General features: G+C 38.8%; 10 protein-coding genes. 2 read left to right on the forward strand and 8 right to left on the reverse strand.

The window, feature by feature from the left end; translation table 11 throughout:
• Positions 1-59 precede the first annotated feature (59 nt).
• The 5 genes from ASU03_RS16510 to prsT all read right to left on the reverse strand — a co-directional run bounded on the left by ASU03_RS16510 (position 60) and on the right by prsT (position 6,972).
• Positions 60-677 (reverse strand): LysE family translocator, encoded by a 618-nt coding sequence (locus ASU03_RS16510; RefSeq protein ID WP_057182906.1) that lies wholly within the window; start codon positions 675-677, stop codon positions 60-62.
• A 195-nt stretch (positions 678-872) separates the two neighbouring features.
• Positions 873-998, reverse strand: coding sequence for a hypothetical protein (locus ASU03_RS21845; RefSeq protein ID WP_269433034.1), 126 nt, complete (start codon positions 996-998; stop codon positions 873-875).
• 231 nt (positions 999-1,229) lie between these two features.
• Positions 1,230-2,279 carry an isoaspartyl peptidase/L-asparaginase family protein gene (locus ASU03_RS16515; RefSeq protein WP_057832857.1) on the reverse strand — a complete coding sequence of 350 codons (1,050 nt, stop codon included), beginning with the start codon at positions 2,277-2,279 and terminating at the stop codon, positions 1,230-1,232.
• Between the two features lie 210 nt (positions 2,280-2,489).
• Complete coding sequence (locus ASU03_RS16520) at positions 2,490-3,995, reverse strand: Na+/H+ antiporter NhaC family protein (RefSeq protein WP_057832858.1); 1,506 nt, start codon at positions 3,993-3,995, stop codon at positions 2,490-2,492.
• A gap of 175 nt (positions 3,996-4,170) precedes the next feature.
• A complete protein-coding gene (gene prsT / locus ASU03_RS16525) occupies positions 4,171-6,972 on the reverse strand; it encodes an XrtA/PEP-CTERM system TPR-repeat protein PrsT (RefSeq protein WP_057832859.1) in 2,802 nt (933 codons plus the stop codon).
• A 546-nt stretch (positions 6,973-7,518) separates the two neighbouring features.
• On the opposite strand from prsT, the gene ASU03_RS16530 reads away from it, so the two are divergent.
• Positions 7,519-8,364 carry a hypothetical protein gene (locus ASU03_RS16530; protein ID WP_057832860.1) on the forward strand — a complete coding sequence of 282 codons (846 nt, stop codon included), beginning with the start codon at positions 7,519-7,521 and terminating at the stop codon, positions 8,362-8,364.
• A 170-nt stretch (positions 8,365-8,534) separates the two neighbouring features.
• On the opposite strand, the gene ASU03_RS16535 is transcribed toward ASU03_RS16530, so the two are convergent.
• The 3 genes from ASU03_RS16535 to ASU03_RS16545 all read right to left on the reverse strand — a co-directional run bounded on the left by ASU03_RS16535 (position 8,535) and on the right by ASU03_RS16545 (position 11,665).
• On the reverse strand, positions 8,535-8,726 hold the full coding sequence (locus ASU03_RS16535) for a hypothetical protein (RefSeq protein WP_057832861.1): 192 nt from the start codon (positions 8,724-8,726) through the stop codon (positions 8,535-8,537).
• Between the two features lie 292 nt (positions 8,727-9,018).
• Positions 9,019-10,194: an anhydro-N-acetylmuramic acid kinase gene (locus ASU03_RS16540; RefSeq protein WP_057832862.1), complete on the reverse strand. Its 1,176-nt coding sequence runs from the start codon at positions 10,192-10,194 to the stop codon at positions 9,019-9,021.
• The gene (locus tag ASU03_RS16545) at positions 10,187-11,665 is read right to left on the reverse strand and encodes a peptidoglycan DD-metalloendopeptidase family protein (RefSeq protein WP_231731616.1); all 1,479 of its coding nucleotides are present in this window, start codon (positions 11,663-11,665) and stop codon (positions 10,187-10,189) included. Before ASU03_RS16545 ends, ASU03_RS16540 begins: the two co-directional genes overlap by 8 nt.
• 442 nt (positions 11,666-12,107) lie before the next feature.
• On the opposite strand from ASU03_RS16545, the gene tyrS reads away from it, so the two are divergent.
• Positions 12,108-13,307, forward strand: a complete 1,200-nt coding sequence (gene tyrS, locus ASU03_RS16550; protein ID WP_057832863.1) for a tyrosine--tRNA ligase — start codon at positions 12,108-12,110, stop codon at positions 13,305-13,307.
• Positions 13,308-13,518 lie beyond the last annotated feature (211 nt).

Genomic DNA, 13,518 nt, shown 5'->3' on the forward strand with positions numbered 1-13,518 from the left:
AAAAGTAATAGGCTATGGTAATAGGTTCAGGTAATGAAAGCGAGTTCGCTGAGTAAAAGCTAGCTAAGAGCAAGCCAAAGGCCAACCGTTACCATTAAACTACCGGCAATACGATTCAGCCATTTAATGTTATCACCACGACTTAAGAATATGCGTAAGCTTTTACCACCCGTAGCGTAAGCCATCATGCTGGTAAACTCTGTGACCATGATAACACCTAGCAAGAGCATTAATTGTGGTGCTACATCGCGCTCAACACTAATGAAAGGCGGCAGCAGAGATATCATAAAAGCCCACCCCTTAGGATTGGCAATAGCGGTAACTAAACCTTGAGAAAATAAAGCATAGCGACTGACATCGTTTAGTTCACCGCCACCGACTGACATTTTAGCGGTTGAGCGCCACATATTAATGCCGATATAAGCCAAATAAGCACCACCAAGCCATTTCAACACCTCAAAGACACTAGGGTAGTTGAGCATAATACTGGCCACACCAAGCACGGCAGCAATCGCAACAATAGCGACACCTAGAAGCTCACCAATCATCATCCACATTGTGCGACGAACACCGATACTCATACCTAACGTCATAGCCAGTGTCATGCACATACCCGGCGTTATTGAGACAAAAAAGAATGTGGGAATAAATATCGCAAGCACAGCTAAATCAGGCATTTAATAACCCTTAAAATGGAAAGACAATAAAATTCACCGACACTTTAGCAAAAAAACGTGTCATGACCTTGAAATTAGCGATGAATGAAGCAATAAAAATCTGAAGGCAGGCTAGCGTTATAGAATAATCAGCAGAAGCCTAATAATCATTACTGTGAGGAGCTAATGCACCCCTCCAGTAAAGCTGATTATTGTTTAACGTAACATAGTAAACCAACCCATAAGCATAGGTAGTAAAGGCATGGCAACCATTGCCACAATAACCATTATTATATTGATGGCAGAGGTAGTATCTTTAAAATCTTCTTCGTGGTCTGACATGGTCTAGTATCCTGTACAGCAATTAATCAACTAAAAATAAGGCGCGAATTTTAGCCGATATTTATAATGATAGACAGTAAAACTTGATGCAGATCAAAGAAACAGCCTAGAATTATAATTGAAAGATCAGGGCGATAATAACAAAAATACTATCTAGCCAATAACTTACCGTAAATATGTCAGTACATTCCATGGCTAACGCTCATTTTGGCTAGGCTCACTAATGGTCGATCAATCCTCTTTAAAAATACCGACATAAGTCGCAGTGGTATTTGATTTAGAGGCGCGATACATACCTTTAGTATTAAATGGCAAGCTTATATTGCCTTGGGTATCTATGATGATCACCCCACCCGTACCGCCAATAGGAAAAAGCACGTCATGGATAACTTCTTTACCCGCTTGCTCAATACTCTTGCCTTGATATTGTACTCTGGCGCAAATATCAGCGGCAACGTTATAACGGATAAAGTATTCACCGTGACCCGTAGCTGAAACGGCACAAGAAGCATTATCAGCAAACGTACCCGCACCAATAATCGGTGAATCACCAATGCGGCCATAACGTTTATTGGTCATACCACCAGTAGAAGTACCAGCAGCAATATTGCCATACTTATCAAGCGCTACTGCACCAACGGTACCCACTTTATATTCGGTATCTAGGGCAAAGTGCGCTGCTTGGTAGTCTTTGTTTCCTTTTTGGCCGCGATTTGCCTCTTCAGCCTTTTTCATTTTTGCTTTCGCGCGCTGTAGAGATTTGTATCTGTGCTCAGTATCAAACAGTTTGTTAGCGACTAAGTTTACGCCTTGAGTTTTGGCAAACTCTTCGGCGCCATCACCGCTAAGCATGACATGCACAGATTTTTCCATCACCAAACGTGCTAGGTTGATCGGATTTTCAATATGTTTAACGCCCGCGACAGCACCTGCTTGACGATTTTTTCCATACATAATTGACGCATCCATTTCATGACTTTCATCATGGGTATAAACCGCGCCTTTGCCAGCATTGAAAAAAGGCGAGTTTTCTAGAATATTTATTGCGGCGGTTAACGCATCTAGGCTAGTTCCGCCTTTTTCAAGAATGGCATAACCTGCTTCAACGGATTCTTGCAGCTTTGCTCGATAGGCGGCTTCTTTTTCAGGGCTGAAACGGTCTTTTTCAATAGTGCCGGCACCACCGTGAATGGCAATGGCAAAAGGTGCCTCTTGCGCTAACGTGCTATTAGCAAAAGCAGACAAAAGTAAACAAGTAAATAGCGGTAACGTTTTTTTCATTATTATTCCTCAGTAAGCTCTGCCAGTTAATTTCTAACAGCTAGCTTTGACGGTTAATCATTGCTAAGTAATCTGCATTAAAGTACTCGACTTTACCACTCACTCTCGATAAGTAGCGTCATTTTTCTGTTTAAATGCAGTCAATGACTATGCATTGACTGCATTTAATCGCTAAAGGGTCATGGCCAAAATCTCAGCGGTATCGTTCAGCTAAATCATCATAATACTGGCAATAATATAAGCCACTAGCGTTAACGCGCCAGCAAAAAGCGCATAAGGCATTTGGGTTTTGACATGCTCAAGTAAATCACAGCCTGAAGCGATAGCCGACACACAGGTTGTATCAGAAATAGGCGAGCAGTGATCACCAAAAATACCACCACCTAAAATCGCAGCGATAACCAATGAAGGTGGTAAACCGAGCGCTTGAATTAAGGGTACACCAATAGGAATTAATATAGCAAAAGTGCCCCATGAGGTGCCGGTACTAAAGGAAATAACCGCACCGGCTAAAAACAACATTGGCACCACTAAAACTAAAGGTAAGTACTCACCAACGATACCGGCAATAAAGAACCCTGTGCCTAGTTCTTTTAAACTTGCACCAAGGGTTAAAGACATCAATACTATCGTCACTAAAGGCAATAATTCCCCTATGCCTTTAAAACCTATATCGATTAATTCTTGATGTTGAAAGCGTTTATAAAAACGCAATAAAGAGTAACTCACCGCCAAAGCAAAACAAGTAGCATAAAGCACGGATTTACTACCGCTGCCTTGGGTGATATCGCCATCACCACTCCAATACATAAAAAAGAACATCGCCAAGATCATGCTAAGCAGTGGGACTAACATAAAGCGTGCTTTAGTGGCTGGCACTATACTTTCTTGCAGCATCTCTTTGGAGAGACTTTGTTGTGGTAGCGCTGGTGCAACCGTCGAATAGTGAGCTTGCTCTTGCTTGGTCGACTCTAGCATTGCCGACTCTGCTACTAACTCGCTCGCGTCTGGCGATTTATTGCTTTGCTCATCCGCATTCAAGGCCAACTCTATCTCTTTCATCGGGCCATGTACTTTATCGGTCACAACCGTATAAAGCACCAAAAGCAAAGTAATAATGGCATAGAAATTAAAAGCCACTGAACCCCATAAAATAGAGACCGAAGACTGACCTAGATCATAGTTATTCAATAACGCCAGCACATAGGCGCCCCAACCGTTAAGTAGCACTAAGATACATACGGGTGCACTGGTACTGTCAATAATATAAGCTAAGCGCGCTCGGCTCATTTTAAATTTATCGAATAAATCACGCGATAAAATACCCGCAGTAAGCACACTAAGGTTAGATTCAATAAAAATCACCATGCCAGTAAACATGGTTAAAGCGCCTACTTGTCTTTTACTCTTGGCAATGCCTTTATTGACTAATTTTTCCACGGTGGCGCTAACGCCACCAGAGTCGCGAATATAAGCCAGTAAGGCGCCAATAAGTAGACTAAAAATCAAGATACGGGCATTACCGGCTGAGCTAACGACACTAATAATACGTTCAATAAAACCGATAAAAGCATAAAATATAATATTGCTATGCTGTTGTGATGCTAATAATAACTCAGCGGAAAATACGGCTGCCAGTAAAGCAAGAATGACTTCTTTTTTCCAAATAACAATAATAATAGCCACCAAGGGAGGCAATACTGATAACCATTCCATACCATAAACCTTATATATTTTGGGAAAGAGAAAAACAAGCATTTTGGCATGTATAGCGGCTCTCACACAAGCAGTTGTTCTCTAACCTACTTTATATACCCATGACACTTTAAGATGCGTGTTTCAAGATGCTTGGGGATATGCATAAAGCTGGTATGTTTTAATAATTTATTAGTTAAAGCTTCTTTTTGGTCAGTAATTCCTTCGCATCTGATTTTTCCGCAAAGGTTTGTGCACTGTTAACAGAGGCAAGTAAAAGATCATAAGCCTCACCATCACGACCTAAAGCATAAAGCGTTACCGCTAAATGATACTTAACTTCGGCATTCTCATAATCTTTAGCCAGTGCTTTTCGAAACAAAGCCAAGGCACGATCATAATTGCCTAAACGACTTTCTATCCAAGCTAAAGTATCGATTACTGCGACATTACTTTTAAGGTAACTATAAGCTTGTTCGGCATATTTTTTAGCTTGCTCTTTTTCACCTAACTTAAAAGAAACAATCGCAATATTATTTAATAATATGGGTAGTTGACCAAAATTTGTTAACATTTTTAGATACAGATCAAATGATTTTTGTAACTGTTGACTGTATCGATAACTATCTGCAAGTGAAATATTAACCAGTAAATCATTTGGATTTTTTGCCAACCAATGTGTTAAATAAGGTATTGCTTTTTCAGCTCTATTTGATTTTTTATAAGTATTATATAAACCAATAATTGCCTTTTTTTGCTCTACTAGCGAAATAGAGGCTAAATAGTGCGTTTCTGCCTGAGTAAATAAGCCAAGCTCAAAAAATAACGCGCCTTTTAACATCTCCGACTGACTTTTATTACCCGTTAATTTTTCAATATCATTAATTAATATGTTTGCATAAACTTTATCGTGTTTATTAATGATTAACTCAACGAGTGCAAAATAGGCGTCTAAATACTTATCGTCCGCAATTATCGCTTTTTTGTAATACTGGATTGCTGCACTATTGTTGTTCGCTTGCCGTTGAGCTTTAGCAAGCTTCATATAGACCGGTGCTTTAACATCTGATTTTTTTACTAAGTCAGTTAATACTGATACTACTTGGCCATATTCTCGATTTTTACTGTAAAGGCTAGCAAGTAAATCCAAAGCAATAAGCTCTTTTCGATTTCTTTCAACATGGCGTTTGGTTATTTCAATAGCTTCTTGCAAGTTATTGTTAGAGACCAATGCTGAAGCATATTTATTCACAATATAAAAATTATTCATTTCCATGGCATAGGCTTTTTTCATCCATAACAAGCGATTATCTTGATCTTCAGCAATGTAATAACTATCCGATATCTCAGCCATTATTAGTGTATTTTTCGGAAATTGTTTTAGTTTACTCTGCAAAAACTGTAAGGCATCGGCACTTTTTCCTGCAATGTTATCCATACGCGCTAAATGCACTATGGCGACAATATTACTCTCATCTAATGCTATTGCTTTAATAAAAGCAGATCTAGCCAGCGGTAAGTCGTTATTTAAACCGTATAGAGCACCAATACGTTGATGAAAAAAGCTGTCCTCCGGAAATGCGGCTAACAATTCTTTACTAACCTTTATCGCCTTTTTAATTTGTTTGCTCTGTTGGTATGAGTCAACAAGCAATAGTCTCACTCGTACAGGGTCTATATTTTTATCTTCAATCGATAACAGCACCTTAATTGCCGATTCATAGTTGCCTGACTGCATTTTGCTTCTAGCAATGTTTGTTAAACCTACCGCAGAATCAGGCTTTATTTTCAATACTTTTTCAAAGTAAAATTCAGCTTTATCCGTATTATGTAATTGTAAATAAGCTAAGCCCAGCAATGTCAAAATTCTGATATCATTTGGCCGAGAGAGGTTTGTTTTTACTAATAAATTTCGTGCTGTTCTGGGCTCACCTTGCTGTAAATCTATTGACGCAATCATCAGCACAGAATTTATTTCATGCTCTGAATACTTGAGAAATTTGATAAGATATTTTCGAGCATCGGTTAGGTTACCAAATTGATAATTTGACTGACCTGCTAAATAATAATAGTCAGGTGTATTGCGCATAATATCTTCTGGTACCGCAGATAAAGTAACGATAACTTCAGCGAGTTTGTTATTTCCCGATTGAGTTTCTGTTGAGTTATAACTAGCTAAAATGATCGCTTTTAAATATCCCGCTCTTGGCTCATTGGCTATAATATTGAGAATATAATCGACATGCTCTTCTGCTTCTTTATATGAGTGAGAACTCATCAGCAGCATAGCTTTGGTTAATCTAGCTGACATGTGGCTGTCGTCAATAGCTAAGGCTTTGTCAATAGCCACTAAAGCATCTTTAGTGAAACGCATCTGTTGTAAAACTTTAGCCTTAAATATCCAAGTATTAATGAAAGACTCATTACTTAAAATGGCCTGCTCTATATAATCTAGAGCTAATTTTGGCTTTGAATACCCTAGTGCTATTTGAGCTCGACCTAGCAGTGCTAACTGACTTTCTGGCTTAATTAGCAACGCTTCTTTGAAGGCATATTCTGCCGATCTATATTGTTTTAAACCGATATAAGCTTGCCCCCTAAAAACCTGAAGATCATGCTCAACCAACCCTTGATAAAACCCTGGCTCTGTTGCTTCAATCACCTTATCAAATTGCTTTTGTAATAAATACGCATGTGCATATAAGGTAATTATTTGCTTATTATCTACTTGTTCAGCATTGGTTTTTTCTAAAGCAAATTCAGCAGCAATACCATCACCAAGCTCTAAATAGGAACGAACTAATAATAATCGTGCTGGCATATGATTTTCATCCGCTTGTAGCACATTTCTCAAGTGAATTAAGCTAGTTTTAATATCCTTTTTTTGAAAAGAAATTAATGCTTTTTCATAATTATTATCAATATCTTCAGAGGCAAAAACTAACAGGGTATTGATAACAAGTGTAAGTCCTAAACAGGCTTTCAAAAAAAAATTCATCGTTTCATCCATTGATATACAATATATAGCCAAGTAACTTCAAGATGCTCGCTTCCTGCATCTTGAGGTCGTTTGGCTATAGACACAGTCAAGAATCGTGCATTCTACACGTTAAGATATCCACTGCAACACCCTATTTATTTCTTTACAAGTAAGTGAGTGAGTTTTGCATATTCGAGTAAAAACCATCTCAATTCCAAGTCATAAACCACCTAGTAATACCCTAATATATCAATTTAGTTTTGTAGAGCACTCCGGCCAAGGCTTTGCAAAGAAAGGACAACTAACAGTGAATAAGCTGTCAGTGTTTTTTACATATTTTTAACTTTTTAAATTGTATTACCTAAAATTAAATATTAACCCATTGATATATTGAAATAAATACAAATAGGCACGATAATTGTATATACAACCAAATGTTGTATAACGTATACCGCAATACAGTTACAACTTGGAAGTTAACGTATAGTGTTCACCCATAGTTTTTCTATGCTGCAATAACTATTGGTGCCTAATAATTGAATTATTTATAACCTTGGAAAAGCAATGTCTTTATTATCACAATTAATTAACCCCCTAAGCTTAATTGCCGCAATTACAGCATCCAGTGTTTTTGCTGGCGACATGCCCATTGATAACCACATCGTTTACGATCGTGGTGATACCGTTTATGGCGGTGCTAACTACGAAATAGATAGAATGTTAGTAAATTGGGATAACAATGACCAAATTACTGTGAATATTTATACTAATTTTGGCGCACACAACAATGATCTATCTGAAGCTAGAGGTGGTCGAAGCATTATTTTTGGTGACTTGTTATTGGGCACAACGGGTAGTCAATCAGACTTCAATTACGCTTTTTCATTAGGTGAGTTAACAAGCCAAGCAGAAGCAGATGTTGGTTGGGATAATTATTACGGTAATGTTAAAGTTGCAGACCATGAGCGTTATTTCCGTCACGGCGAAGATACCTCGAATACTTATTCAACAGGTGGCCTTTATGCCATTGATGGTACTCAATCTTCAACACCTGATTATCACCAAGGTGGTGGCGTTGAAGTAGGTCAGGTATTTGGTAATGTTGCTGATCGTAATAACAAAGCAGCAGCAGGCAGCTGGACGGTAAATAACTCATCAACTGAATTTGATATTTTCAGCTTTAGTTTCAATGTGGCCAACATTGATGCTTTCCAAAATGCTGACCAGTTAGCGCTGAGCTGGACTATGTCGTGTTTTAACGATGTGATTACTGCCTTAATAACAAAAACACCCGGTACAAATCCTATACCTGTGCCTACACCAGCGTCTAGCTTATTATTATTACTTGGTCTTGCTTTAATTAGCTTTCGCAAAAAAAGTACTGTCAATAAAGCTGGTTTTTCAGCTTAAAATATAGAATAAACACGGGAAACAAATACCATATACCCCAAGTTATTTCGATATAAAAAACCTGTCACTTAATCAGTGCCAGGTTTTTTATTTTTAGCTATTATTAACCATTAAAAACTATGATTAACTACTCAATAAGATAGCCGTAATTAAACGAGTAATTTCTGCTACTAATAATAACCATCTTCTCTATTGTGTGCTTGTGGATCTTCAATAATATCGCTGATATTGACTTCAAAATTATTATTATTATTACAATCAATCATATAAATGGTATGTGTTGAGCCATCAACCCAAGTAACCGTACCACTGCCTTTTTTACTGCCACATTTCATACCAATATGAATGTCTTTAAATTCCATAAGCCCTCCTCGATGCTAGCTTAGCAAGGTGTGCTGAGTTAGAGTTCACCACCACCAAATAGTTCATTTTTTGACCACTCAACACTTAAGTATAGTGGCGAAATGATGGACTGCTAGTAGATTACCGCCCTATTTTATCGGATAAATAAGTAAATCGAGGCAACTGACTCTATTGTATTAAAAATTTAAGTGAAAATTTAAGTGAAAAAACTAAGTAATAAAAAACTAGTGATTAAAGATTAGCAAATAACTTGCCGACAAGAGATCTCGGCAATGACGAGTAGGATATGGGTTAAGGTAAGAATTCGCTACCCAGAGTACAGCTTGCACTCGCGCCCGTTACCGCTGGCATATTACTGACTAAACCTTGGTCAAAAGCGTAAGCTAACCAAGCAAAAGCCATGGCTTCAAGAACATCGCCATCTAGGTGCAAGGCTTGCATAGTTTGGATGTCAAAATCATACTCTGTTGTATTCAAGCTGCCTTTAAGTGCATGAACAAGGGCGCTGTTATGCACGCCGCCGCCACACAAGTAGACTTTACCCTGCGTAGCCAGTGTCATAATTGCCGCACTAATACTTTGTGCGGTAAAAGCCAATAACGTTGCTTGAATATCCTCAGGACAAAGATGTGCTGTGGTTTTTTCTTTAAAGTCTGTTAATTGCTGTGCCAGCCAATCGAGGTTGAAGTATTCTCGTCCGGTACTTTTAGGGGCTACGGCTTTGATATAATCATCTGCCAACATCTGAGTCAATAGTATTTGATTCACTTGCCCCTTTGTCGCCCAAGCGCCATTTTTATCAAATTTATCATCACTGCTTGCATGATGTTTAAGAAACCAATCATCGAGCAAGGCATTGCCTGGACCCGTATCAAAACCTAATACTGATTTATTAGCGCCTTGCGCTGGCAAAAAAGTGATATTGGCAATGCCACCGATGTTGACGACAAAATTAGCCTCGATTGATTCAGTAAATAACTGTTGATGAAAAATAGGTACTAAGGGCGCGCCTTGACCACCTAAGGCCATATCTTTCCGGCGAAATTGGCCAACAACACGGATCCCCGTCAAGGTTGCCAACGTTTGGCAACAACCTATTTGCAAGGTAAAGGGATTATTACCTGTAGGGCGATGACGAATGGTTTGTCCATGGTTACCAATAGCAATAATATCGCTGCTACTGAGATTTTCTTGTTTAAGCAGTGCGGTAATTGCTTGAGCAAATAAATGTGCTAATTCCACATCAAGATGAAAAGCACGATCTACTTCATTGCTGCCAGGTTGATAAAGTGAGCTGATTTTTTCATTAATAACATTGCTATATTTTTGATAAAAACTGGCAACTAAACGAGCTTGTTGCTTAGGATCATTAAAGTCAACCAAGGCTAAGTCGATGCCATCAGCACTGGTGCCTGACATCAAACCAATATAGTATTTTCCTTGTGCGGTACTTTTTTTGTTAGTCATTTGGCGTTATATCGCTTGCTTGGGTCGAAAGTAATGCGTTTTTAGCTCCCGATAATGCCTCAAGTCTTTCGACCGCCAACAAAGTAAACTTAGCTTTGTATTTTTTGGCAATAGGTCTCGCATCAGGTAGTTTTACTGTACGTGGATTACGATGCACGCCATGAAGTAAAAATTCATAATGTAAATGTGGCCCTGCTGCTAGACCCGTTGCTCCAACATAACCAATCACTTGCCCTTGTTTTACCCGTTGGCCTTTTTTAACCGCTGCCCGTTTATAAAAGTGCAGGTATTTAGTGACTATGCCATTACCATGCTGAATAAAGACATAATAACCATTATACTTACTATAACCCGCGCGGGTTACCTTACCATTACCGGCGGCAACCACTGGTGTACCTTGTTTCGCCGCGTAATCTATACCATTATGTGCTTGCAAGCGCTTTGTTACTGGGTGACGTCGATTACGCTTAAAGCTAGAACTGATGTATTTAAAATTCACTGGCGCGCGTAAGAAAGCTTTACGCATGCTTCTGCCATCAGGGCTGTAATACTCATTATCCGTAAAACGAATCGCTTGAAAGACTTCACCTTGGTTGCTTATCTCTGCCGCTAAAATATTGCCCGTACCAATATATTCGCCTTCAACATACTTCTTTTCATAGGTAATATGAAAACTATCGCCTGCACGTATATCTAGGCCAAAATCTATATCCCAACCAAAAATATTGGCAAAATTAATAATTTGGCTATCACTCAGCCCTGCTGCTACGCCAGCATTCCAAAAACTGGAGTTGATGGTGCCGTAACTAAAGCTTTCCCTTATCTCTACTTTTTTAGTTTCTCGATGTGATTGATAGCTATCGCCCACTAGATTAATAAATAGCGTCTCTATTCTTGAAAGTGGATACTCTAGTGCGGCTAATTGCTGACTTTCATTGCTGGCAATACGTAATTTATCACCAACATTAAGCCTTTTTAATAATTGACTATCTTTACCTTTGGCGGTACTCACCGCATAAGTTGTTTGTGCACTAAAGCCTAGGCGCTTTAATATCAAGGCTAAGGAGTCACCACTACGCACTTGCACCGTTTGCCAGCTTAAAGTGGCAAGCTCTGCTAAAGAGTCTTGTATTTTAACTTTACCTGGTAATTTACTAATCGCTAAGCGGCCATCTTGCTGGGTGCTGTGGGATTTAGCTAAAGACGGCAGTTGCTCTGTTGCGCTATTGTTAGTAGCTTTATTAGTACTGCGCTGTGGTAAAGCGCTTTGTTTAGGTGCTAACCCTGATGGCACTATGTCTTCTGGCAAGGCGAGCTGAATACGTTGTCCCACTGGAATATCTTTGCTATTGCCACTATCATCACTGGACGGGAAAATCAGTAAAAACAGTAAAAAAAGGCTACAACCGATAATAATCCAGCGATGTTGTTTGGGTAGATTTTGGAAGATTTCTAATAATTTTTTTAACAAAGTACGACTCGAAACTTTTATAGAGGAAATTATATAGCCAAGCCACTGCAAACTGCATGATTCAGTTGCAAGTATTTTGGCTATAACTAAATAACAAATTCAGACAATCCAGTGACTATATCAAAACTACAGAAAAAATACCGCTATAACTCACCACAATACATTTTGATTTTTACCACACCACTATCGAACCACCTATCCTAGTTTAACGGTTAATATATTGCGATTTTACTGACAAAATCAGTTATTTTTTGCTAAAAAAGCCATTATAAGGTTTTATCCCATCAGCAAAGTGCAGTAGAATTCGACCATTAAATAAACCTTACCTAGTCAATATAACTACTCACTTACCGAAACAGTGCCGCCTTGTTTTCTGCGCACAGCTCAGTAGTTATCATTTATTAATAAACTAAGTACCTAAAGCCAGTCAGTGGAGACCTAGATGACCGATGTTAATCAAGCATTTGCCGAGATAAAACGCGGCGCAGCAGAAATATTAGTAGAAGAAGAGTTATTAGCAAAACTTAAAACCGGTAAGCCACTTAAAATTAAAGCTGGCTTTGATCCAACCGCACCAGATTTACATCTAGGCCATACGGTGCTCATTAATAAACTGAGAACCTTTCAAGAACTTGGTCATGAAGTTATTTTCTTAATTGGTGACTTCACCGGCATGATTGGCGATCCAACCGGTAAAAATGTTACTCGTAAAGCGCTAACCAAAGAAGATGTTTTAGCCAATGCTGAAACGTATAAAAAGCAAGTATTTAAGATTCTTGACCCAGCAAAAACCACCGTAGTCTTTAACTCTACTTGGATGGATAAATTAGGCGCGGCCGGCATGTTAAAACTTGCCTCTCGTCAAACTGTTGCTCGTATGATGGAACGTGACGACTTTAAAAAGCGCTTTGCTAATGGTCAAGCTATTGCTATTCATGAGTTTATGTACCCGTTAGTACAAGGTTGGGATTCAGTTGCCTTAGAGGCAGACGTTGAACTGGGCGGAACGGATCAAAAGTTTAATTTATTAATGGGTCGTGAATTACAAAAATCTGAAGGCCAGCGGCCACAAACTGTCATCATGATGCCATTGCTTGAAGGGTTAGATGGCGTACAGAAAATGTCTAAATCATTAGGTAACTACATAGGTATTACGGATAGCCCAACCGATATGTTTGGTAAAATCATGTCTATTTCTGATGTGTTAATGTGGCGTTATTACGAGTTACTTAGCTTTAAGCCGTTAGCTGAAATTGAAGGTTATAAAACCGATATCGAAAACGGTAAAAACCCGCGAGATGTAAAAATTGATTTAGCCAAAGAGCTAATTGCGCGTTTTCACGATGAAGATGCGGCACAAGCTGCTCATGATGAATTTATCAATCGTTTTCAAAAAGGCGCTTTGCCTGATGATATGCCTGAACTAACGATCACAGCTAAAAATGGTGAAATCGGCATTGCTAACTTGCTTAAAGAAGCTGGCTTAGTAACCAGTACTTCTGATGCCTTTAGAATGATCAAACAAGGTGCGGCTAAAATTGATAGCGAAAAAGTTACCGAAAGAAGCTTGGTCATTAAAGCGGGCACTACCGCGGTTTATCAAGTGGGTAAACGTAAATTTGCCCGTATAACGGTAAGTTAAGCATTCAATTAAGCGAGTTCCTCGGCCATTGAGCCAGTCCAGAATCTATCAAGCCAGTAACAGGGTTACTGGCTTGATAGATTATAAATAGTGCCAGAACTGCTTTTTGTTATACCGCCGTACTAATCAGCATGAAAATACCTAGCAGAATGCCTGTCTAGGCATAGTTGAAAATTAAGCTTAAACACTAACGTCATCCGTTTGCTATTAG

The organism is Colwellia sp. TT2012 (assembly GCF_001440345.1).
Taxonomy (GTDB): domain Bacteria; phylum Pseudomonadota; class Gammaproteobacteria; order Enterobacterales; family Alteromonadaceae; genus Colwellia.